Below are 21,949 nucleotides of genomic sequence, written 5' to 3'. Positions count from 1 at the left end.
TCCGCTCAGAGAAAGGGGATGGCGAGATTGAGATAGCCGATGGTGCGCCGCTCGCGCTGCCCGTCGTAGGGATGCCAGGCGGTGCCGACGCCGTAGGTCACCGACCAGCCTGGCCGGAAGATCCATTCGTGCTCGTAGCGCAGGCCGTACATGGCTTCAGAGCCGAATCCCGACTGACGGTATGTGCCCGCATTGGCATAGACGCGTTGCACCAGGGTGCGGTGATCGCGCTTCCAGGTCAGCAGTTGATAGCGCGCCTCCAGCTCCACCGAGCCGTCGGAGTCCGGGCTGTAGTAGGGAACATCGCTGCGGCGATTGCGCGAGACATCCGTACGCAGCGTGGTCTGGAATTGCTGCGACGGACCGCTGTACCAGCGCTCGGTCCAGGCCAGCGAGCCGGCGTGGTTCTGGTTGCCGTCGGTATAGTCCATGCGCTGATAGCGCAGGTCGAAGCGGCGCGACTCGTCGACGATGTACGCGGCGGAGGCCTGCATCTGATTGGCCGCGATCCCTGCGTCGTAGGCGCGCCAGGGCACGTCGAGCGCGTTCGTGTCATACGCCAGCCCGAGCTCGACGTGGTCGCCCCAGCGATAGGTGCCTGCGGCGGCGAAACCGCCGCTGCGCGGGCCGCCGGTGTCGCGATGGGCTTCGCCCTCGAGGGTGAAGCCGTCGCGCTCCCAACGCAGGCCCAGACCGGTGCGGCCGCGATGGGCGCGGCCGTTCTCGGTGTTGCCGTAGGCCCAGGCCTGGCGCGTGAAAAGCCGCCATTGATCGTCCATGAGCCCCGATTGCAGCCGGGCGTCGATGACGAAGTCTTCATCCGACAGGGCGCTGTTGTTGTTGCCCTTGCCGTAGGTGGCATCGACCGTCAGCGTGGGCGCGCGTTGCGCCTTCGCCTCGCGCGCGGTGTTCTGCACCGGGCCGGACTCGGGGTAGTCGGCCTGCAGTTGTTCCACCGTTTCGCGCGCGGCACGGTGCTGTCCGGTGGCGGACAGGCCCTGTGCCACGCTCTCGCGCAGCGGCACGGAGTCCGGGTGATCGACGGCGCTCGTGCGCGCGAGCCTCAGCGCCGTGTGGGGATGCTCGCGCGCGGCTTCGGTGCGCGCCAGGCCGTCGGCGAACGCCGCGTTGAACGGGGCTTCGCGCGTGAGGGCCTGGTAGGTCTCTTCGGCGCGCGCGGGCTGGTCGGTGTAAAGGAAGTACCGGCCGCGCAGATCGCGCACCTCGGTGTAATCGGGATTAGGCGTGTCGGGCAGGGGCGCTAGCCGCACCGTCGGCGGCGTGCCGGCTTCCATTCGGCTCAGCAAGGCTTCCGCCTGACGAAAGCGCGCGGTGTCGATGTAGGCGTAGAAGAGGCCGATGTGGGTGTCGCTGGGCATCGGCAGACGCTCGCCGGCCTCGGCGACGGCGCGCTCGTAGAGCGGCACCGCCAGGTCGGATCGGCGCAGGCGCGCATAGGAATCCGCCGCCGGAGCCAAGCCGTAGTAGGGAACCAGCACGCCTTCGGCCACCAGCGTTTCGTAAAGATCGACGCAGGCCTGGGCCTCGCCGCGCGCGCTCAGCGCCACCAGGCGGTCGAATCGTGCGCGGTTGCGTACCGCCCGCAAGGCCGGGTCGTCGGGCGTGCCGATCTCATCCAGCAGTGTTGCCGAGCGCGCCAGCGCCGCATCGAGGGCGTCGAAGCGCCGCGCGCCGCCGACGATGTCACGCTGTTCGATGCCCCACACGATGTCCTGGCCGACGGCCTGTTGCCGAAGTCCGAAGATATCCACGGGCGTGAAGAGGGCGGGCTGGCCTGCCTGCCCGGCACCGGCGTTGGCGCGTCGCGCCTCGTCCAGTGCCGCGGCGGCCGCGCCCTGGCGTGCGATCAGATAGATGTCGGCGCGCCGCGCGCTGCGCGAGCCCGGCTCCAGTTCGAGCGCACGGGCATAGGCCTGCGACGCCTCGTGAAAGCGTTGGGCCTGCTCTTCGGCGGCGCCGACCAGTTCGGCGGCTGCGGCGCGCACGTCCGCGGGCGCCGTGCTGTCGGCCATCAGCTGGCGCGCCAGGGTGCGGGCGACGTCGGGCGTGCCTTGGTCGAACGCGTATTGCGCCGAGCGCAGGCGCGTGAGCGGCGCGGCGGCGTCGTGCCGACGCAGCGCGATCAGCAGCGCGCGTTCGTCATCGAGCGCCGCTTCGCGGCGCGCCGCCAGGAACAGAGGATCGAGGGCGTAGGCCGGCAGCGTGTGAAAGCCCGCGGCGCGCGCGGCGTTCAGCGCATCGCGATCATGACCCGCGCGGCTCTGCAGCGTGACGTAGTCGGCCAGCACGCGCGCGCGATCCGCGGCGGGCGGCGCATCGGCATCATTGCGATCCAGCCATTGCCGCAGGATGCGGGCGACGTCGTCCGGATGCTGCGTGGCGGTCTGGCGCACCAGAAAGTCGTGCAGCGAGCTCGAGTAGGCCTGCTGCGCGGCCGCGGGGGTCGCGCAGCCGAGGACAGCGAGAGCGATGAGACTGTTGAGGGAGAGGGAGGAGAGGCGACAGCTTATTAATTTGAGTTCCAGCATCTGCTACAGCACCGATCCATGCCAATCGCGGGCGCGCCTCCCTGTCGTCCGCCGTGTGGACCGGTCAGTCTCTGCCCGCGACGAATTCGCCGCACGACGTCATGCGTTATTGGTTATTGGCTCTTGATTTCCAGAAAAAGGTATCAGCGGGCAGGAAGGCATATCGCCAGCGAAGCCGACAAGGTGTGTAGGCCTGTTACGCCGGACGGGAGGCGCCGGCAGAGGTGTAACCGGGAAATAAGAGACGGATGTCTCACCCGGGCAGCGCTTCTAGCGACTCAGAAGTCGCTGATGCAAGGACTTGTTTCTTACATTTGGGCGGGCGGCACGTAAGGCGCGCAACGCACTCGCACTTGCCAGCGTCCGTCTGGCGGGCAGTCAGAGGGCGTGCGCGCCGTGCAGTTGCACCAGCGCGTCTTCCTTCAACGCGGCCAGGATGGCGTCGCCTCGGCTGCGCGGATGCGGCAGTCCGACGGCCAGGCGGGCGCAGACGCGACCGGGTTTGGCGCCCAGTACGAGGACCTCGTCGCCCAGATACAGGGCTTCGTCGATGTCGTGCGTGACGAGCAGGATCGAGATGCCGTAACGCGCGATCAGGCTGAGCACGAGCTCTTGCAGCTTCATGCGTGTGAACGCGTCGACGGCGCTGAAGGGCTCGTCGAGCAGCAGGATCTGCGGGCGCGAGTAGAGGCCGCGCGCGATCGCCGCGCGTTGCGCCATGCCGCCCGAGAGCTGCTTGGGCAAGGCCTTCTCGAAGCCCTTGAGGCCGACGGCGTCGATCAGGTCCTGCACCCAGGCGCGGTCGGGGCGCGCGCCGCTGTCCAGGAAACTGATGTTGTCCTCGAGCGTGAGCCACGGCATGAGGCGCGGCTCTTGAAACACATAAGAGATCGGCGCCTTGCGCTGGCGATCGATAGCGGGGCCCGGGCGCACGTGACCGCGATAGTCTTCATCGAGGCCCGCCGCGATGCGCAGCAGGGTGCTCTTGCCACAGCCGCTCGGGCCGAGCAGTGCCACCACCTGTTGCTCGACGAGTTCGAACTCGACCTGATCCAGCACCTTGTTGGCGCCGAACCATTTTTCGGCGACGTGGACGTTCAGCAGCGTGGACATGACGGTTCCGGATTATGGGATTCAGCCGGCGCGGCCGGCGTAGGCATCGCGCCAGCCAAGGCTCTTGACCTCGAAGAAGCGCAGGACCGAGTCGGTCAGCTTGCCCATCACGGCCAGCAGGATGATGGCGACGAGCACCAGGTCGGGCCGCGAGGTCTCGCGGCCGTCGGTCAGCAGATAGCCGATGCCTTTGGTCGCGGCCAGCAGCTCGGCCGCCACGACGCACAGCCAGGCCATCGAAAGCGCCTGCCGCAGGCCGGTGAAGAGATTCGGCAGCGCGGCGGGCACGAAGATGTAGCGCACCAGACGCAAGCTCGAGAAGCCGTACAGCGCGCCCACTTCGACCAGCTTGCGATCGACGTTGCGGATGCCGGCGACAAGATTGAGATAGACGGGGAAGAAGGCGCCGATGGCGATCAGCGTGATCTTGGAGGCCTCGTCGATACCCAGCCAGATCAGCAGCAGCGGCACCCACGCCAGGCCCGGCACGGCGCGCAGCGCCTGGAAACTGGGCTCGAGATAGGCTTCGGCGCGGCGGCTCAGACCCACCCAGGTGCCGATCAGCAGCGCCAGCGCGGCGCCGATGGCGAAGCCGCTGAACACGCGAAACGAGCTGATGCCGATGTGTTGCCACAGCGGGCCGTCGGCCAGGTCCACGATGGTGTCGAACACCTGGCTGGGCGCGGGCATCAGGTAATCGGGCATGGTGCCCGATCGCACCAGCGCTTCGAGACCCGCGAGGATCAAGGCCGGCAGGACCCAGCCGCGCAGCCATGCGGGCACGCGCCAGCCGGTGCGGGCGGCCGCGGAGCTGTCCGGCGCATGCGCCTGTGCGGGGGGCCGCTCCAGCGGATCGGGCAGGGTGGTGCTGGCGTCGGCCCCGGCGCGGCTCATGTCACTTCTCCTTGGACACCGCCGTGGCCGGCGCCGCGTCGATCAGGGTGGCGAGCGCCTGCTTGGCGTCGGCGTTCTTGCGCAGGATGCCGGACTCCTGCAACAGCGGCACCACCGGTTCGATCGAGGTGATCGTGTAGTCGCCGGGGATCCAGCGGGTGAAGTCGATGCGGCCGAGCTGCTTGGCCGCGACTTCCTTCGGCAACTTGGTCTCTTCCGCGACGAGGTCCACGATCTCCTGCGGGTGCGCGATGATCCATTGGCGTGCACGTTCGTACGTGCGCACCACCGTCTTGACGGCGTCGGGGTGTTCTTTCAGGAAGGCTTCGTTGGTGTTGAGCACCGCGCCGAGCGCGAACTGCGGATTCGAATACACGGTGCGCGAGCCGCCGACCTTGGCCGCGGCCAGGTGTGGATCGATCCCGACCCAGGCGTCGACGCGGCCCTGTTCCAAGGCGGTCTTGCCCTCGGGATGCTGCAGATGCACGATCTCCACGTCATTGAGCGTGAGCTTGTTCTCGCCCAGCGCGCGCAGCAGATAAAAGTACGGGTCCGTGCCCTTGGTCACGGCGACCTTCTTGCCCTTCAGGTCGGTGATCGACTTGATGGGCGAGTTGGGCAACACCTCCACCGTGCTGGGCTCCGCCCACGAGTAATTGAAGATCACTTTCACGGGCTGGCCGTTGGCGCGCGCCACGAACGACGACACGCTGGAGGTGAGCGCGAAATTCGACGCGCCGCTGTTGAGAAACTCGAGCGAGTTGTTGCTGCCTCGCGTGAATACCCATTTCACCTCGGTGCCGCCGGACTTGAAGGCCTCCTCGAGCCAACCCTTCTTCTTGATCAGGAGGCTGGGCGGCGAATAGTAGGCGTAGTCCAGCTTGATTTCTTTGAGCGGGGCCTGGGCGTGGGCCGGGGCGGCGAAGGCGGCGCCGGCCGCGAACAGGGAAAGGGCAAACTGACGAAAGCGCATGCGACACCTGACTGACGGGTAGGGCCGGTCCACGATGGCCGGAGGATGAATGTGGCAGTCTAGGGGGCGTGCGGAGCGAGCCCAAATACGATATTCAAGCTAGCTTATTTGCTGTCTGAAAGCGGGGCGCCTCGGAGCCGGGCTCGGCGCGGGGCATCCCGGCGCGGGGCATCCCGGGGCGGGGCGTCCCGCGCGGCGCCTCAGCGGACCTTGCGCACGTAGGCGCCGGGCCGGGCTTCGAAGCGCGGCACCACTTGCTCCTTCAGCGCCTTGCCCTGGGCATCCCAGACGAGCAGGCTGGTGGGGAAGTTTTCGGTGCGCGTGATCGCGTCGATCCGTGCGATCAATGCCTTGTCCGCGCCGGCCACGTCCGGGTTCCAGGCGAACACGCCCGGGTCGCCGTACCAGACCACGGGCGCTTGCGCGTCGAGACGGCCGTCCGGGCAGATGACGTGGGCGTTCTTGAGCAGCACGCGCAGCGCGCCGACCGGCGTGGCGGTGGCGAGGGGCGTCATGACTTCCTTGCGAAAGCCTGGGCAGACCACGCTGCTGTTCTCTACGGTGAGCTCGACCACTTCGCGGTCGGACAGCGCGTAGGCGGGCGCCGCGGCGGCGCAGGCGAGCAGGGCGGCGGTGAAAGCGGAAACACGAGACATGGGGGCGGGATCTCCGGATTGAGGCGCGTCGAGCTTAGCAATCGGAGGCCGCACAAACACGGCGAAATGTTTCGGGTGTGCAGGGTTGGTAAATGCGGGGCCTTTCCCGCAGGCGAGGTTGCGCGCGCAACCGGCGCGTGGGCCGGTGGCGCACGAGGGGCCTTGCATTACTCCATCTTCGCGCCCGACTGCTTGACGATCTCGGCGTAGCGATCGACCTCGGCCTGGATGAACGATCCGAATTGCGCGGGCGTTTGCGGCTGACCCAGCTGAACGCCGACGGCTTCGAGCTTCTGACGCAATGCGGGCGTCTGCAGCGCCGTGTTGATTTCCTGGTTCAGGCGTTGCACGACCTCGGGCGGGGCACCGGCCGGCAGCACCACGCCGTACCAGGCCGACGCGATCATGCCTTTCACGCCCAGCTCTTCGAAGGTCGGAACGTCGGGGAGCGCGGCCAGTCGTTGCGACGAGGCGACCGCGAGCGCCCGCAGCGCGCCGGCCTGCACCTGCGAGAGCGAACCCGTGTCCAACATCATGTTGGTTTGCCCGGCCAGCAGGTCCGATACCGCCGGGCCGCTGCCCTTGTACGGAATATGCAGGATGTCGACCTGGGTGAGATGCTTGAACATCGAGCCGGCCAGATGCTGCGACGAGCCCACGCCGCCCGACGCATAGGTGAGCTTGCCGGGCTCGGCGCGCGCCGTCCGCAGCAGCTCGTCCAGGTTTTTGTACGGCGCGTTCTTCGGCACCTCGAGGATGTTCGGGATGGCGCCGACGAAAGCCACCGGCGTGAAATCCTTGATCGGATCGAAGGGAAGCTTTGCATACAGATGGGGATTGGCGGCGTTGGTCGAACTGGTCGCCATCAGGAGCGCGTAGCCATCGGCCGCCTCACGCACGAACGAGGCCGTGCCGATGTTGCCGCCCGCGCCTGCCTTATTGTCGACGATGACGGTCTGTCCCATCTGCAGCGTGAGCTGCTGCGCGAGCATGCGTGCCAGCGCGTCGGTGGCGCCGCCCGGCGGCCAGGGCACGGTGAGCTTGATCGGGCGGTCGGGGTAGGCCGCGTGGGCCGGGATCGTTGCGCTGGCAACGGCCAGCAGCAGAGCACCGCAGACGCGGCGTGCGTATCCCATGGGCATGGGGTCTCCTTCGGTCGATGTTTTTGTTTTGCCTGCCGCGTCGGGGTCGCGGCAGGCGTCGACCCTACTCTACGAAGACTCGCGCGGCGCCGATAGCGAGAAATTCTCCACGAGCTTGATTCTCGGAAGGAATCATCGGGCCTGCGTCGTGTTGGAGAAGTCGCAGCAGCTCTGCGCCAGCGCGGCCACGCTCTCGCAGAACGCGACATCGGCCTCGCGCCGGAACATTGCGCAGTACAGCGATTGAGGCGGCGCGATGCTCGTGCGCGCCACCACCAACTGGCGTGCGCTGACCATGCCGGCGAAGTAATCACGCGGCAGGCAGCTCACGCCGAAGCCGGCGGCCGTGAGGCCCGCCATGGCGATGAGGCTGTTGATCGTGAACAGGTTGCTGGCGGGCCGGTGCGGATGCAGCCAGCCGTCGTAGATCATGTTCAGCCCTGATTCACGGCTCTGGCGCAGCAGCGGCAATGCCGCGATGTCGCCGGGGGTGTAGATCCGGCTGGGATCGATCATGTCGGGGCTGCCCATCCAGCCGAACTCGAGCCGCTGCAGCGGCACCACCTGCAATTGGGGTTCGGCGAACTCGCCGTGCAGAAAGGCCATGTCAAGCTGGCCGGCCTGCAGGCGCTTTTGCAGATCGGCGCCGAGGTCGATGTGCGGTTCGAGCGTGATGCGCGGATAGTGCGCGCGCAGCAGCCGGATCAGGGCCGGCAGCCACGTCATGGCCGTGATCTCCGTGATGCCGAAGCGGAACGTGCCGGTCAGTGTGTGCTGGCCCTTCAGCCTCACGAGCAGCCGATCGCGATGACCCAGCATCTCTTCGGCCATCGCATAGATTTCGTGCCCGCGCGCCGTGAGTTCGGCGCGATGGCCCGAGCGGTCGAACAGCGCGATGTCGAAGTCGGCCTCGAGCTCCTGGATGCGCTTCGTGATGGCCGATTGCGTCGTGTGCAGCTTCTGCGCGGCCGCCGAGAAAGTGCCCAGACGCACCGTCCAGTAGAGCGCTTCGATCTGTTTGAACGTCAGCATCCCCGCGCCTTCTTGATTCCCAATATTCTCATAAGTACTAACCCCTATATTCCGAAAATCGATATAGCGTCCGGAAATTTAATCCCTTTTTCCCCGGCCGGAAAGCTCGCAACATGTGCACCTGGCCGAGGGCTGCGTGCTCTCGTTTTGCGAATTCACTGTCCCTCGACACTCCCCGATCCATGGCCTCACCGCTGAACGGCTCCCGCATCCTGCCCCCTTCCCCCGTCGCCTCCGCCAGCGTCCTGGCGGCGCTCGCCGACATCGTCACGCCGCACTTGAGCGACAACCTCGCGCGCCGCGAAGGCATCGCGGGCCTGCATCGCTACAACCGCCAGGGCAAGCTGGTCGGCACCGCACTGACGGTCAAGACCCGGCCGGGCGACAACCTGCTGATCTACAAGGCCATGACCCAGCTGCAGCCGGGCCACGTGCTGGTGATCGATGCCGGCGGCGACCTGTCCAATGCCGTGCTCGGCGAGATCATGAAGCGCTACCTGCAGCAGCACGGCTGCGCGGGTGTGGTGGTCGACGGCGCCATCCGCGATGTGGGCGCGTTCGAGAGCGACAGCTTTCCGTGCTATGCCCGCGGCCACATTCATCGCGGCCCCTACAAGGACGGCCCCGGCGAGGTCAATGTGCCGGTGTCGATCGGCGGCCAGGTCATCAACCCGGGCGATCTGATCGTCGGCGACGAAGACGGGCTGGTCAGCTTTCCGGTGGAGCAAGCCGAGGCGTTGATCGAGGCGGCCCACGCGCATGCCGCCAAAGAGGCGCGCATCATGGCCGAAATCGCCACCGGCGTGCGCGAGCAGAGCTGGATGCAGGCGGCGTTCGCCGCGCGGGGGCTGGCATGAGCGCCACGCTGGCTCTTGCGGCACGGGCCCGCGCCATCAAGCCTTCGCCCAGCATGGCGGCCAAGACGCGCGTCGATCAGTTGCGCGCGCAAGGACGCGACATCGTCGACTTCACGGTGGGCGAGCCCGACATGCCGACACCCGCGCACATCGTGCAGGCCGGCGTGACGGCCCTGCGTGGCGATGGCATGCGGTACACCGCGTCCACCGGCACACGCGCGCTGTTGCAGGCCGTGCAGGCCAAGTTTTCTCGCGAGAATGGTCTCGACTACGGTCTGGATCAGCTCATCGTGGGCGTCGGCGCCAAGCAGTTGATCTATACGGCGCTGGCCGCGACGGTGGAGCAGGGCGACGAAGTCATCGTGCCCGCGCCTTACTGGGTGTCGTATCCCGACATGGTGCTGGTGAACGACGGCACGCCCGTGATCGTCACCTGCGGCGAAGAAACCGGCTTCAAGCTCACGCCCGCCGCGCTCGAGCGTGCGATCACGCCGCGGACCAAGTGGCTCTTGCTGAACACGCCTGGCAATCCGACCGGCGCGATGTACGACACGGACGAACTGCGCGCGCTCGCGGCGGTGCTGGAGCGCCACCCGCACGTATGGCTGCTGACCGACGAGATCTATGAGCATCTGGCCTACGGCGGCGCGCGCCATGTTTCGCCGGCCGCCGCGGTGCCGGCCCTGGCCGAGCGCACGCTGACCATCAACGGCGTGTCCAAGGCCTACGCCATGACGGGCTGGCGATTGGGCTATGCCGGCGGTCCGAAAGCGCTGATCAAGGCCATGGCCACGCTGATCTCGCAGAGCACCAGCTGCGTCAGCGCGGTGAGCCAGGCCGCCGCCGCGCACGCCCTGCAGGCCGATCAAACCTGCGTGAGCGAGTTTGCCGCGATTTTCGCCCAGCGCCGCGACCGTATCGTGGCCCTGCTCGACGCGATTCCGGGCATCCGTTGTCCGGCGCCGCAGGGCGCGTTCTATGTCTATCCGAGCGTGGCCGGCCTGATCGGCAAGCGCACCCCGGCCGGCGCGGTGTTGCAGAGCGATCTGGACGTGGTCATGTACCTGCTCGACGAAGCCGGCGTGGCCGTGCTCGACGGCGGCGCATATGGCCTGTCGCCTTATCTGCGACTGAGCTTCGCCACCGATCTCGACAGTATCGAAGAAGGTTGCCGCCGCATCGCGCAGGCCTGCGCCAACCTCGCCTGACAGCCGGGCCCGGCCCAACCGGGCGCGACTTGCACAACGCATTCAAGCAGCACCCGCAGCACTCACCGCAACACGTACAAAAACCACTGCAAGGGGAATACACATGAAGAAAATCGTCTGCATTCTGACGCTGGCGGGCGCTGCCCTGGGCGCGACCGCACACGCCGATACGCTGGCCGACATCAAGTCGCGCGGCAAGTTCATCTGCGGCACCATGGGCACGGCCGAGCCGTTCAGCTTCCAGGACCCCAAGACCCGCGCCATCGTCGGCTACGAGGTCGATGTGTGCCAGGCCATCGCCGACAGCCTGGGCGTGCCGCTCGAGCTCAAGCTGATCGCCGTGGAGGCGCGTATCCCCGAGCTGATCGCGGGCCGCGTCGACGTGGTGGCCGCCAATCTGGGCTGGAGCCCGCAGCGTGCGGAGCAGATCGACTACTCGCACCAGCATTTCGTGAGCCTGCAGAAGATCCTTGCGCGTGAGTCCGAAACCGCGCTGAAGTCGCCCGCGGACCTGGCCGGCAAGCGCGTGAGCGCGGTGCGGGGTTCGTCGTCGGAGCAGGGCGCGCGCAAACATATTCCCAATGTCGATCCGGTGCCGTTCAAGGATCCGAGCGGTGCCTTCCTGGCGCTGCAGCAGGGCAAGGTCAGCGGCTTCGTGGGATCGGAGCTGATGCTGGTCAAGCTGCGTCAGCAGGCCGCCAGCGGCGCCGTGCCGGTCAAGATTCTGGAGCCGGCGCTGTTCGTCGAGCCGTGGGGCGTGGGCGTGCGCAAGGGCGATACCGCCATGCTGAACCAGGTGAACAAGGTGCTCGACGGCATGGAGAGCTCGGGTCAGGCGCTCAAGGTGTTCGACAAGTGGTTCGGCCCGAGCACGCCGTACGGCATGAAGCGCGACTTCCGCATCGAGCCCATCAAGGGTTGAGGACGCGCGCCGGCGCGGTGTCACCATGCAATATGTCTTCAATTTCGGCGCCATCTTCCAGGGCGAGTACACGGACTGGCTGATCCGGGGGCTGGGCACGACCCTGGCCCTAGCGTTGTGCGCCTGGATCCTGGCCTTCGTGGTGGGCAGCCTGTTGGCCGTGGTCCGGCTGACCGGCTCGCCCATTGCTCACGGCGTGGTCTCGCTCTACGTGGCGTTCCACCGCAATGTGCCGATGTTGGTGCACATCATGTTCTGGTACTTCGGCGTGCCGGCGCTGCTGCCGCAGGGCATCACCGACTGGCTCAACAGCCACGGCAGCGAGTTCATCATGTCGTGCATCGCCATCGGCATGGTGATGTCGGCATACATCTGCGAAGACCTGCGCAGCGCGGTGCGGGGCATCCCGCCCGGACAGGTCGAAGCCGCGCGGGCACTGGGTCTGTCGTTTCTGCAGACCATGCGCAAGGTGGTGTTGCCGCAGGCGTTTCGCATCGCGATCCCGCCGCTGCTGAACCAGACGCTGTTGCTGGTGAAGAACACCAGCCTCGCGATGGCGGTGGGCGTGATCGAACTCACGGCGGTCGGCCGCGAGATCGACAACACGACATTCCGCACCTTCGAGGCCTACGCCGTCGTGACGGTGATCTACCTGCTGCTGTCGGGTCTGATCATGGCGGGAGGCGTCCTGCTGCAGCGCCGCTATCGTCCGCTGGGAGTGCGCTGACATGCTCGAGATTCTCCAGGACAACTGGCTGCTGCTGCTGGTCGGGCAGTATCCCCACGGGCCGATGGGCGGCCTCGTGGCGACGCTGGGCCTCGCTGCGATCAGCCTCGCGCTCGCGCTGCCCTGCGGTGTGCTGCTCGCGCTCGGCCGCGTCAGCCCGCTGCGCATTTTCTATATCCCGTCGACGGCGCTGGTGTACTTCGTGCGCGGCCTGCCGCTCCTGATGTTCATCTTCTGGGCGTATTTCTTCGTGCCGCTCGTGATCGGCCGGCCGGTCGCGGGCACCACCACGATGGTGGTCGCGCTGGTCTGCTACGAGAGCGCGTACCTGGCCGAGATCATCCGCGCCGGCATCCAGGCGCTGCCGCCGGGCCAGGAAGAAGCCGGCCGCGCGCTGGGGCTGTCGCGCATGCAGACCATGCGCCGCATCATCCTGCCGCAGGCGCTCTACAACATGCTGCCCAGCATGCTCAGCCAGTTCATCTCGACGGTCAAGGAAACCTCGCTCGCTTATGTGATCAGCGTGCAAGAGCTCACTTACGCCGCCAATCAGATCAACACTCTGCTGCTCACGCGGCCGTTCGAGGTGTTCGGTCTGCTGGCCCTCACGTACTTCTTCCTCAATCTCGGCCTGACGGGGCTGGTGCGGCTGGCCGAACGGCGCATCGGCCGGCGCCGCAGCGCCAGACCGGCTCCGCCCGTGGTGCAACCGCAATGATCAAGCTTTCCAATGTGAACAAATGGTATGGCGACTACCACGCGCTCGCCGACGTGAGCGCGCACGTGCGCCGGGGCGAGGTCGTGGTGGTCTGCGGCCCGTCCGGCTCGGGCAAGTCGACGCTGATCCGCACGCTCAATCGCCTGGAGCCGATCCAGAAGGGCACCATCGAGCTCGACGGCCGCGATATCTACGACCGCGGTCGCGGGGTCGACGAGCTGCGCAGCCATATCGGCTTCGTGTTCCAGCAGTTCAACCTCTTCCCGCACCTGGACGTGATGGGCAACCTCACGCTGGCGCCGCAGATGCTGGGCCGCGCCACGCGCGCCGAGGCGCAGCAGACGGCGATGCGCCTGCTCGACCGCGTGGGCCTGGCGCACAAGGCGGATGCCTATCCGGCGCAGCTCTCGGGTGGCCAGCAGCAGCGCGTGGCCATCGCGCGGGCGCTGGCGATGAATCCGCCCGTGATGTTGTTCGATGAGCCGACCAGCGCGCTCGATCCCGAGATGGTGGGCGAAGTGCTGCAGGTGATGAAGTCGCTCGCCGCGGAGGGCATGACCATGGTGTGCGTGACCCATGAAATGGGCTTTGCGCGCGAGGTGGCGGACACCGTGTGGTTCATGGATGCCGGTCGGATCGTCGAGACCGCAGCGCCGGAAGAATTCTTCTTGCGCCCGCAGACGGAACGCGCGCGGCGCTTCCTGACCGACATCCGGCACTGAGGCGCCGGCGGGGCCCCTCAGCAGGCAAGTACGATCCCAGATTGCATTTTAAGTGTTCAAAATGCAATACTCGCCGGATGGAGACCTCTGCCTACCCGCCCGCCGTCCTGGACCTGGACGGCGAGCCGCATCTCATCGTCGATCTGCCGGCCCTGTGCGGGGCCAGGCTGGCCCGCCTGCCGGTCGTGTTGCGGCTGCTGCTCGAAAACGTCGTGCGCAACACCGCGGGGGTCGAGCGCGACGTGGCGGTGCGCGGGCTTTTCGACTGGCTCGACACCGGCGACAGCGAAGCCGAAATCGCATTCCAGCCGGCCCGCGTGCTGATGCACGACACCACCAGCACGCCCGCGCTGGTCGATATCGCCGCCATGCGTGACGCGCTGGCTGAGGCAGGCGCCGATCCGGCGCTGCTCAACCCGGTGCTGCCGGTGGATGTGTCGGTCGATCATTCGCTGGCGGTGGAGGCCTACGCGCGCCCGGATGCCGCAGACGAAAACATGGCGATCGAGATCCGGCGCAACCAGGAGCGCTATCGCTTTCTGCGCTGGGCGTCGCGCGCGCTCACCGGGGTGCGGATTCATCCGCCGGGCACCGGCATCATGCACACCCTCAATCTGGAGCAGCTTGCGACCGTCGTGACCACCGCGACGGACGCGCAGGGCCGGCGCTGGGCGATGCCCGACATGATGATCGGGACCGACAGCCATACGCCGATGATCAACGGCATCGGCGTCCTTGGCTGGGGTGTGGGCGGACTCGAGGCGCAGACCGTGATGTTCGGCATGCCGACGATGCTGCGGATCCCGAATGTGGTCGGCGTGGCGCTGGCGGGGCGGCTGGCACCGGGTGTCATGGCGACGGACCTCGCGCTCGTGGTCACGCAGCGGCTGCGGGCCATCGGTGTCGCGGGCGAGTTCGTGGAGTTTTTTGGCGAGGGCGTGGCCACGCTGTCGGCCGGAGAGCGCGCAGTGGTGGCCAATATGGCGCCCGAGTATGGCGCCACGACCGGCTACTTTCCGATCGATGCGCGCACGCTCGATTATCTGCGCCAGACCGGGCGGGACGCGGCGGCGGTCGAGCGCGTGCAGGCCTATGCGCGGCGCACTGGCCTCTGGTTCGATCCGTCCGCGCGGCCGCGTTATACGCGGGTCGTCGAGATCGACCTCGCGGCGATCGGCACGCACGCCGCCGGCCCCCGCCGGCCGCAGGATCTGCTCGACATCGCCCGCATTCCGGCCACGCTGGCGGGGCTCGATACGTCGCCCCGCACGCCGGCTCGACTGCCTCGCCATCCGGTCGCGATCGCGCCATCACGAGTTGCACCAACACCTCCGACCCGGCCTTGCTGATCGCGGCGGCGCTGGTGGCGCGCAAGGCGCGCGCGCTCGGGCTGCGCGTGCCGGCGTGGGTGAAGACCTCGCTCGGACCGGGATCGCCCGTGGCCGCGGCCTATCTGGCCCGCGCGGGCCTGCTGGACGATCTGGGCGCGGTGGGCTTCGACATCGTGGGATATGGCTGTACGACCTGCATCGGCAACTCGGGCGCCTTGCCCGACGAGATCGTCGACGCCGCGCGCGCGGGCGAGGTGCGGCCCGTCGCGGTGCTGTCGGGCAACCGCAATTTTCCCGGCCGCATTCATCCCGATCTCGAACTGGGTTTTCTGATGTCGCCGCCGCTGGTGATCGCGTATGCGCTGGCGGGCGATGCGGCGCGCAATCTGCGCGACGAGCCGGTGGCCCACACGGCGGATGGCCGCGCCGTTTTGCTGGCGGACCTGTGGCCCACGCACGAAGAGATCTCGCGGGTGTTGGCGCAGGCACTGGATCCGCATGACTTCAAACAATGCTTCACGCTCGCCCAGGCCAACCCGCGCTGGCATGCGCTGACGACGAGTGACAGCCCACGTTTCCCGTGGGATTCCGCCTCCACCACGCTGCGCCGGCCACCCTTCGCCGCGCCGGACCACGGGTCGCAGCTGGGCCGCTACGAGGCCTATCCGCTGCTGGTGCTGGGTGATGACATCACCACGGACCACATCTCACCGGCGAGCGCGATCCCGCCAGACAGCCTGGTGGCCGACTTCCTGGTGGCACGCGGCGAGCAGCGCGACGACCTGAACGTGTTCGCATCGCGCCGGGGCAACTGGGAAGTGATGCTGCGAGGCGCGTTTCACAGCAAAACGCTCGTGAATCGGCTGGCGCCCGGCGCACCGGTGGCGCACACCGTGCATGCGCCGTCGGGCGAGGTGCTGCCGCTGTGGGAGGTGGCGCGACGGCATCGGGAGGCGGGCGAGCCGGTGGTGCTGGTGGCGGGCGAACGCTACGGCACCGGCTCGTCGCGCGATTGGGCGGCCAAGGGCCAGCGGCTGCTCGGTATCCGCGCCGTGCTGGCGTCGAGCTTCGAGCGCATTCATCGCTCCAATCTGATCGGTATGGGCGTATTGCCGCTGCGGCTGCCCGCGTCGTTCGGCCCGGACGCGCTGGATCTGCGGCCGGGTGACCGGATCCGGGTCGAGGCGCACGAGATCGCGCCGCGCGTGCGCGTGCCGGTGACCGTAATGCGTGCGAATGGCGAGGAACTGCGGTTCGAGGCCACGGCCGCCGTCGAAACCCAGCTCGAGGCGATGCTGCTGGGGTCGGGGGGCGTGATCCCCGCCATTTTGCGCCAGACGCTGGCACGCGCGGCGGGCGGGTAGGATTATGATTTCGCGAGGTCCGGCACACCGCCGCCGTTACGGGAGACCCCTCGCATGACCGCCCTGGATACCTTCGCCATTACCCGCAAGTGGCCCGCCAGCCACCCTGACCGCATTCAGCTCTACTCGCTGCCCACGCCCAATGGCGTCAAGGCATCGATCATGCTCGAAGAAACCGGCCTGCCGTACGAGGTGCACAAGGTCAGCTTCGACACGCAGGATCAGTTCTCCCCCGAGTTCCTGTCGCTCAGCCCCAACAACAAGATCCCGGCGATCCTCGACCCCAACGGGCCCGGCGGCAAACCCTTCGGTCTGTTCGAGTCGGGCGCCATCCTGGTGTATCTGGCGAGCAAGACCGGCGCCTTCATGCCGAAAGACGATGCCGGCCGCTTCGAGACGCTGCAATGGGTGATGTTCCAGATGGGCGGCATCGGCCCCATGTTCGGCCAGCTCGGCTTCTTTCATAAGTTCGCCGGCAAAGACTACGAAGACAAGCGCCCGCGCGACCGCTACGTGGCCGAGAGCAAGCGGCTGCTCGGCGTGCTCGACAAGCACCTCCACGACCGCGAATGGATGATGGGCGATCAGTACACCATCGCCGACATCGCGATCTTCCCGTGGGTGCGCAATCTGGTCGGTTTCTACGGCGCCGGTGAACTCGTCGCGTTCGATGAGTTCAGCCACGTGCAACGCGTGCTCGACGCCTTCGTCGCCCGTCCCGCCGTGGCGCGCGGCCTCACGATTCCGGGCTGACGCGGCCACGCAGGCGCGCGGGCCGCGCGATATCCCCGGCCGGCGTCGGCCGGGCCATCGTTTCTCAACCCGGACCGCGCCGCTTCGCTCGCGCCCTGAGCCCGGGCGCCGCGCTCAGGGCTGCTTCACGACCTTGCCATTGGCGAAGATGGTGTAGTTTTCACCGTCGCTTTTCTGCGAGGTGAGCTTGCCCTTCTGGAAGCTCGAGGTGTAAGTGAACTCGGGCTTGACCACGGGTTTGCCGGCGCCATCCACGAGGCCCCAGCGTTGGGGCTCCTGCATGAACCAGAACAGGCCTTCGCCCGCGGGGATCACGTCTTTGTCGAGCGCGAAAAGCAGCTTGCCCTGCGGATCGTAGACCTCGTTGCGGCCGTCGTTCTGCGCGATGAGATAGTTTTTGTCGAGGATGAGCACGCGCTCGTAACGGGCCGGGACGATCACCTTGCCCTGGCCGTCGAAGACGACCGTCTTGCCGTCCTTCTGCGCCGTGATGAAAGCCTCGCCCTGCTCGAAGCCGATCTGCGGGTATTCGATCGGCACGATGAGCGCGCCGGTCTTGTCGACGACGCCCAGGCCCACGTCTTCCCGGTTGACCACCGCGAAGCGTCCGCCGTCGAAGCTCGTGACGCGATACATGCCGGGTTCCGACGTCGCCCAGATGTCGCGCGATTTATCGTAGAAGCCTGGCAGAAAAATCTGCTCCGGGCGCTTCTGGCGCACCGCCGCCTGCTGCTTCATGAACTGCTGGAAGGCCTGCGCCGAGGCCTTGCCGGCGCGTTCGCCCTTGGCGTGGCCCGACAGGGACAGCGGCTCGACGGGCTCTTCGGGGCACTCGGGGGTGAGCGTCTTGTCGCCGCCGTTGGCGGCGAACGCCACGGCATAGCCGGCGCAGAAAGGATCGCTGTAGGTGGTGAGGCTGCCATCGGCCTCGGTGACGCCCACGGCGTCCACGGCGCCATCGTCCGTCTGCGCGTGGGCGCCGCCGGGCAGGCCCAGCCCCGCCGTCAGCGTCATGCCCACGCCGAGGGCGAGCGCCACGCCCGCGCGGCGCGCCGGGTGGCGCGAGGCATGGGCGGATGCCGGTTTCGCGCCATACGGCGCGATGAGACGGAGGAGGGAAGACAGGCGCACGGCGGGGTGGGGCATGACGGCTCGCTGGCGGAAAGGGGCTTTCATTCTGCCAAATTCGGCGGCGCCGCGCGCGCCACCCCGTGGGTCGGCCGCCGGAATCTTGCTAGGATGTGCGCCATGTCACAGCTCTGGTTGCGCTATCGCGTCTGGTTCAAACTCCTGCCCGTGCTGGTATCGGGCCTGGTGTTCCTGTTGCTGCAATCGGCGGAGGGTGCCGTCGGCGCCTTCGCGGTGCTGATCGGGCTGTCGGTCTTGGCCGACCGCATCGATCGCGCCTGTGGCGTCGTGCCCGATGGCGCACCGCATGGCGGCGCGCGTCTGCGGTCCGCGGCGCAATGGGCGCCCGTGGGGCCCCAGCCGCGGGGCGACACGGCGCTGAGCGAGCACGAGATCGGCATGGGTGGGCCCGTCGCCATCAGCTGGATGCTCAGCGATGGAGCGGTGGTGGACGGCACGGCCGCGGGCTATGCGGCGCCCGATGCCGCGGGGCTGAGGGTCGGTCTGGTGCTGGTCGAGCACGCCGCCGAGCGCGTGGCCATCTACAGCCCCGCGCAAAAGCGGATGGCGGTGCTCGAGGCGGACGCCGGTCCGGCCGACGTGCTGTACCGGCGTCTGCACGGCGATGCGGCCCAGACCCGTGCCTGCTTCGAGGCCGCCGGCCACGTCATCGCGTTCCAGCCTTTCCGCGGCCTGTGGCTGCCCGAAAACCACGCGGCGACGCGCCATCCGCCGTCGTCCATGCTGAGGCTCGAAACGCCGCGCGGCCATCGTCTCGCCGCGCATTTGCTGCTGCCCAATGATCTGCGCCTGACCCCGCATCCGCTGCGGCTGGCGGGCGCGCCGCCTTACGCGCTCACGCTGAATGGCGCCGAGAGCCAGCGTCATGTGCTTGCGCTCGACGAGGTGTTCGAAAGCCCCGGCGGCCAATGCGTGGTGGTGCGGGGCTATCGATTGAACGAGGCCATGGTGCCGGACGAAGGGCTCTGGCATGCGTGGCATGCGGGCCGCTGGTTTTCGCTGCGCGCCCACGTCGAGGCGGCCATCCGCCCGGCCGTGGGCGGCAGCATCACGCCGTATTTCACGCGGCCGCTGAGCGTCACCGATGACGGCCACATCCTGTTCGAGGCCCACCAGAGCACCTGGACCGCCGACGGCGAAACGCGCGAGCCCGTGCGATCGGGGCGCGTCGCGCTACCGGTCGATTGGCAGAATCCGCCGCTGATGCTGGCGGTCGCCAACGGTGTCCTGACCGTGGCGCTGCCGCGCCGCTGACACGCGCGTCCGGCGACAGGCATGAAAAAGGGGCCTCGCGGCCCCTTTCGTTCGAGCAAGCCACCGCGGCGATCAGAAATCGATCTGGGCCGACAGCAGGAACGTGCGCGGCGCGGCGACGGTCGCATACGAGCTGCTGCTCGACAGCCAGTAGCTCTTGTTAAAGAGGTTTTCGACGTTGGCGCGGAACACCACGGCGCGGCCGGCGATGTCGGTCGCGTAGCGCGCGCCGATGTCGTAGCGCGTCCAGGATGGCACCTTGGCGGTGTTCTCGGCGTTGTAGTACGTGGACGCGGTGTGGATGGCGCGGGCGTTCAGGCTCAGGCCCTGGACCCACGGCGTGTCCCAGTCCACGCCGAGACTGAAGGTGTAGTCCGGCACGCTGTTGGCCTTGTTGCCGTCGTTCAGGCCGCCGTTGGTGCGCTTGAGCTTGGCGTCGTAAAACGTGGTGCCCGCCATCACACGCAGGCCGCGCGTGACTTCGCCGATGGCCGAGAGCTCGACGCCACGATTGCGCTGCTCGCCATCGAGGCTGTAGGTGTTGGTGGCGAGGTTGGTGATGCCGCTCGGGCGATCGATCTGGAACACCGAGGCCGTGGTGATGATGCTGCCCCAGTCGACTTTGACGCCGGCTTCGTACTGCTTGGACTTGGACGGCGCGAAGGCCTGACCGGCGTTCGCCGTGCCGGCGGGCGCGGTGCCGCCATTGGACAGGCCGGCGGTGAAGTTGCCGTAGACGGACACGTTTTCCAGCGGCTTCACCACGAAGCCGGCCAGCGGCGAGATCGCGCTCTCGTCATACGACGAAGTGCGCTCGCCCGTGGCGATGCTGAAGTTGTCGGTGCGCACACGCTGCTGGCGCAGGCCGCCGGTGATGAGCACGCGATCGTTGGCGAACGACAGCGTGTCGACCAGCGTGAAGCTGGTGAGCTCGTTCTTCGAGGTCTTGGAGGGCGACTCGCGGTCGCCGCTCATGGGCGGCAGCGGCGCCGGGTCGTAGATGTTCGACGGGGCGCTCGTGAGCGAGGTGGCGTAGGCATAGCCGATCTGCTGCTCCAGGCGCGTGGCGCTCAGGCTGAGCTGATGCTTGACGCCGAACGTGTCGAAGCGGGCGCGCAGGCCGACGTCGGCGGTGCGCGAGTGCGAATAGGCATCGTAGTAAGCGTTCTGCACGCGAAAGTCGCCGTTCCGGTCGACTTGCGAGCCCCACACGGTGCCAGGGAAATCCTGGTCCGACGTGCCGTAGCGGTAGCCGCCCGCGATGTGGGCCGTGAGCTGATCGGTGATGTCGTATTCGAGGCGCGACATGACCGCCGTGTCGCGCAGCTGCAGATTGGTGCCCGGATAGAAGTTTTCGCGGGCCGAGGGCGCCGAGGGCAGGCTGGTCAGGTTCGGCAGAAAGGCCACCTGCGGACGGAACTCGTCGATGTGTTCGCGTTGATCGTAGGCGTCGAGCGACCAGCGCAGCCGCGAGCCGCGGTAGTCGAGGGCGAGGGCGCCCAGGCCCAGCTGCTGGTCGCTGCCGCGTATGCCGGTCTCGCCATTGCGGTAGGCGCCGTTCACGCGCACGCCCCATTCCTTGTTCTCGCCGAAGCGGCGGCCCATGTCGAGCTGGCCGCCGAACTGCGCCTTGCTTTCGTAGGTGGCGGTCACGCGGGTGAGCGGATCGTCGCCGGCGCGTTTGGTCACGACGTTGATGCTGCCGCCGATGCTGCCGTTGGGGCCGATGCCGTTCATCAGCGTACCGGGGCCCTTGAGCAACTCGACCCGTTCCATGATGGCGGCCGGCATACGGCTGCCCGACGCCATGCCGTACAGGCCGTTTACGCCGACGTCGCCGGCGTTCACGTTGTAGCCCCGGATCTGGAATTCTTCGCCGAAGCCCCCGCTGCCGGTCAGCATGCGCACCGACGAGTCGTTGACGACCACGTCGCCGAGCGAACGGGCCTGCTGGTTGTCGAGCGTCTGGGCGGTGAAGTTGACGGTGCTGAACGGCGTGTCCATCACGTCGCTCGTGCCCAGCACGCCGAGGCTGCCGCCGCGCGCGATCTGGCCGCCGGCATAGGCGGGCTGCAGGCCGTCCGCCACGCTGGCGGCCACGGTCACGGTGGGCAGCGTCGCGGCGTCTCCCGTCTGTATCCGATTGAGGACGTAGCTGCCGTTGGCCTGGCGGGTGGCGGCGATGCCGGTGCTGCCCAACAGGGCGTCGAGGCCGCCGCGCACGGTGTAGCTGCCCTTCAGGCCGGGGCTGCGCAAGCCGCTCGTGACCTCGGGGGTGAACGACAGCATGATGCCGGATTCGCGGCCGAAGCGGCCCAGCACGTCTTCGAGGGTGCCGCCCGGGATGTCGTAGGCGCGGGAAGGTGCCGCCTGCGCATGGGCCGCCAGCGGCACGGCCAGGCCGGCGGTGCCGGCGAGGGCGCCGAGCAGCAGCTGACCGGTGGCGCAGGCCAGCACGGTGCGCTGGAAGAGGCGGGGGGCGGCTCGCCGGGTGGCCGGGGTTTGCGTCATGTCAGTGCCTTCGGAAAGACGAAAAGGGAGGTGTCATCTGACATGACCCGCGAGATTCAAAAAGGGATCAGGGC

The 21,949-nt window shown here is 67.8% G+C and carries 17 protein-coding genes and 1 pseudogene; 9 read left to right on the top strand and 9 right to left on the bottom strand.

Going from position 1 to position 21,949, the window contains the following annotated elements:
* Positions 1-5: 5 nt before the first annotated feature.
* The 7 genes from pgaA to CAL25_RS22505 all read right to left on the bottom strand — a co-directional run bounded on the left by pgaA (position 6) and on the right by CAL25_RS22505 (position 8,359).
* Positions 6-2,549 (bottom strand): poly-beta-1,6 N-acetyl-D-glucosamine export porin PgaA, encoded by a 2,544-nt coding sequence (gene pgaA / locus CAL25_RS22535; RefSeq protein WP_094804228.1) that lies wholly within the window; start codon positions 2,547-2,549, stop codon positions 6-8.
* 378 nt (positions 2,550-2,927) lie between these two features.
* Positions 2,928-3,662 (bottom strand): ABC transporter ATP-binding protein, encoded by a 735-nt coding sequence (locus CAL25_RS22530; RefSeq protein ID WP_094804227.1) that lies wholly within the window; start codon positions 3,660-3,662, stop codon positions 2,928-2,930.
* Between the two features lie 21 nt (positions 3,663-3,683).
* Entirely contained in the window at positions 3,684-4,556 is an 873-nt protein-coding gene (locus CAL25_RS22525; RefSeq protein ID WP_094804225.1) for an ABC transporter permease, read from the bottom strand.
* 1 nt (position 4,557) lies between these two features.
* Entirely contained in the window at positions 4,558-5,529 is a 972-nt protein-coding gene (locus CAL25_RS22520; protein WP_094804223.1) for an aliphatic sulfonate ABC transporter substrate-binding protein, read from the bottom strand.
* Between the two features lie 200 nt (positions 5,530-5,729).
* Positions 5,730-6,185 carry a hypothetical protein gene (locus tag CAL25_RS22515; RefSeq protein WP_094804221.1) on the bottom strand — a complete coding sequence of 152 codons (456 nt, stop codon included), beginning with the start codon at positions 6,183-6,185 and terminating at the stop codon, positions 5,730-5,732.
* Between the two features lie 167 nt (positions 6,186-6,352).
* Positions 6,353-7,327: a Bug family tripartite tricarboxylate transporter substrate binding protein gene (locus CAL25_RS22510; protein ID WP_094804219.1), complete on the bottom strand. Its 975-nt coding sequence runs from the start codon at positions 7,325-7,327 to the stop codon at positions 6,353-6,355.
* 132 nt (positions 7,328-7,459) lie between these two features.
* Positions 7,460-8,359 carry a LysR family transcriptional regulator gene (locus CAL25_RS22505; protein ID WP_094804217.1) on the bottom strand — a complete coding sequence of 300 codons (900 nt, stop codon included), beginning with the start codon at positions 8,357-8,359 and terminating at the stop codon, positions 7,460-7,462.
* A 182-nt stretch (positions 8,360-8,541) separates the two neighbouring features.
* Between CAL25_RS22505 and CAL25_RS22500 the strand changes: the two genes are divergently transcribed.
* From CAL25_RS22500 to CAL25_RS22465, 8 genes and pseudogenes are all read left to right on the top strand, one after another.
* Entirely contained in the window at positions 8,542-9,216 is a 675-nt protein-coding gene (locus CAL25_RS22500) for an RraA family protein (RefSeq protein ID WP_094804215.1), read from the top strand.
* The gene (locus CAL25_RS22495; protein WP_094804213.1) at positions 9,213-10,424 is read left to right on the top strand and encodes an aminotransferase class I/II-fold pyridoxal phosphate-dependent enzyme; all 1,212 of its coding nucleotides are present in this window, start codon (positions 9,213-9,215) and stop codon (positions 10,422-10,424) included. The genes CAL25_RS22500 and CAL25_RS22495 overlap by 4 nt, the downstream gene beginning before the upstream one ends.
* Before the next feature lie 103 nt (positions 10,425-10,527).
* Complete coding sequence (locus tag CAL25_RS22490) at positions 10,528-11,346, top strand: ABC transporter substrate-binding protein (protein WP_094804211.1); 819 nt, start codon at positions 10,528-10,530, stop codon at positions 11,344-11,346.
* 25 nt (positions 11,347-11,371) lie between these two features.
* A complete protein-coding gene (locus tag CAL25_RS22485) occupies positions 11,372-12,073 on the top strand; it encodes an amino acid ABC transporter permease (protein ID WP_094804209.1) in 702 nt (233 codons plus the stop codon).
* 1 nt (position 12,074) lies between these two features.
* On the top strand, positions 12,075-12,791 hold the full coding sequence (locus tag CAL25_RS22480; protein WP_094804207.1) for an amino acid ABC transporter permease: 717 nt from the start codon (positions 12,075-12,077) through the stop codon (positions 12,789-12,791).
* Positions 12,788-13,513, top strand: coding sequence for an amino acid ABC transporter ATP-binding protein (locus tag CAL25_RS22475; protein WP_094804205.1), 726 nt, complete (start codon positions 12,788-12,790; stop codon positions 13,511-13,513). Before CAL25_RS22480 ends, CAL25_RS22475 begins: the two co-directional genes overlap by 4 nt.
* A gap of 77 nt (positions 13,514-13,590) precedes the next feature.
* A pseudogene (gene acnA / locus CAL25_RS22470) lies at positions 13,591-16,208 on the top strand (aconitate hydratase AcnA).
* A gap of 54 nt (positions 16,209-16,262) precedes the next feature.
* Positions 16,263-16,961, top strand: a complete 699-nt coding sequence (locus CAL25_RS22465) for a glutathione S-transferase N-terminal domain-containing protein (protein ID WP_094804204.1) — start codon at positions 16,263-16,265, stop codon at positions 16,959-16,961.
* A gap of 114 nt (positions 16,962-17,075) precedes the next feature.
* On the opposite strand, the gene CAL25_RS22460 is transcribed toward CAL25_RS22465, so the two are convergent.
* Positions 17,076-18,107 carry a WG repeat-containing protein gene (locus CAL25_RS22460; RefSeq protein ID WP_141217981.1) on the bottom strand — a complete coding sequence of 344 codons (1,032 nt, stop codon included), beginning with the start codon at positions 18,105-18,107 and terminating at the stop codon, positions 17,076-17,078.
* A gap of 102 nt (positions 18,108-18,209) precedes the next feature.
* Between CAL25_RS22460 and CAL25_RS22455 the strand changes: the two genes are divergently transcribed.
* Positions 18,210-19,364 (top strand): hypothetical protein, encoded by a 1,155-nt coding sequence (locus CAL25_RS22455; RefSeq protein WP_141217980.1) that lies wholly within the window; start codon positions 18,210-18,212, stop codon positions 19,362-19,364.
* A 72-nt stretch (positions 19,365-19,436) separates the two neighbouring features.
* Here the strand turns inward: CAL25_RS22455 and CAL25_RS22450 are convergent, their stop codons facing one another.
* Positions 19,437-21,875, bottom strand: coding sequence for a TonB-dependent receptor (locus CAL25_RS22450; RefSeq protein WP_170948579.1), 2,439 nt, complete (start codon positions 21,873-21,875; stop codon positions 19,437-19,439).
* Positions 21,876-21,949 lie beyond the last annotated feature (74 nt).

It is taken from the genome of Bordetella genomosp. 5 (assembly GCF_002261315.1).
Taxonomy (GTDB): domain Bacteria; phylum Pseudomonadota; class Gammaproteobacteria; order Burkholderiales; family Burkholderiaceae_B; genus Bordetella.
This window is presented reverse-complemented; position numbering and strand designations above follow the sequence as displayed.

Excerpts from the sequence above, each read along its gene's own strand:
- pgaA (WP_094804228.1), bottom strand. The coding sequence starts at position 2,549 with ATGCTGGAACTCAAATTAATAAGCTGTCGCCTCTCCTCCCTCTCCCTC.
- CAL25_RS22530 (WP_094804227.1), bottom strand. The coding sequence starts at position 3,662 with ATGTCCACGCTGCTGAACGTCCACGTCGCCGAAAAATGGTTCGGCGCC.
- CAL25_RS22525 (WP_094804225.1), bottom strand. The coding sequence starts at position 4,556 with ATGAGCCGCGCCGGGGCCGACGCCAGCACCACCCTGCCCGATCCGCTG.
- CAL25_RS22520 (WP_094804223.1), bottom strand. The coding sequence starts at position 5,529 with ATGCGCTTTCGTCAGTTTGCCCTTTCCCTGTTCGCGGCCGGCGCCGCC.
- CAL25_RS22515 (WP_094804221.1), bottom strand. The coding sequence starts at position 6,185 with ATGTCTCGTGTTTCCGCTTTCACCGCCGCCCTGCTCGCCTGCGCCGCC.
- CAL25_RS22510 (WP_094804219.1), bottom strand. The coding sequence starts at position 7,327 with ATGCCCATGGGATACGCACGCCGCGTCTGCGGTGCTCTGCTGCTGGCC.
- CAL25_RS22505 (WP_094804217.1), bottom strand. The coding sequence starts at position 8,359 with ATGCTGACGTTCAAACAGATCGAAGCGCTCTACTGGACGGTGCGTCTG.
- CAL25_RS22500 (WP_094804215.1), top strand. The coding sequence starts at position 8,542 with ATGGCCTCACCGCTGAACGGCTCCCGCATCCTGCCCCCTTCCCCCGTC.
- CAL25_RS22495 (WP_094804213.1), top strand. The coding sequence starts at position 9,213 with ATGAGCGCCACGCTGGCTCTTGCGGCACGGGCCCGCGCCATCAAGCCT.
- CAL25_RS22490 (WP_094804211.1), top strand. The coding sequence starts at position 10,528 with ATGAAGAAAATCGTCTGCATTCTGACGCTGGCGGGCGCTGCCCTGGGC.
- CAL25_RS22485 (WP_094804209.1), top strand. The coding sequence starts at position 11,372 with ATGCAATATGTCTTCAATTTCGGCGCCATCTTCCAGGGCGAGTACACG.
- CAL25_RS22480 (WP_094804207.1), top strand. The coding sequence starts at position 12,075 with ATGCTCGAGATTCTCCAGGACAACTGGCTGCTGCTGCTGGTCGGGCAG.
- CAL25_RS22475 (WP_094804205.1), top strand. The coding sequence starts at position 12,788 with ATGATCAAGCTTTCCAATGTGAACAAATGGTATGGCGACTACCACGCG.
- CAL25_RS22465 (WP_094804204.1), top strand. The coding sequence starts at position 16,263 with ATGACCGCCCTGGATACCTTCGCCATTACCCGCAAGTGGCCCGCCAGC.
- CAL25_RS22460 (WP_141217981.1), bottom strand. The coding sequence starts at position 18,107 with ATGCCCCACCCCGCCGTGCGCCTGTCTTCCCTCCTCCGTCTCATCGCG.
- CAL25_RS22455 (WP_141217980.1), top strand. The coding sequence starts at position 18,210 with ATGTCACAGCTCTGGTTGCGCTATCGCGTCTGGTTCAAACTCCTGCCC.
- CAL25_RS22450 (WP_170948579.1), bottom strand. The coding sequence starts at position 21,875 with ATGACGCAAACCCCGGCCACCCGGCGAGCCGCCCCCCGCCTCTTCCAG.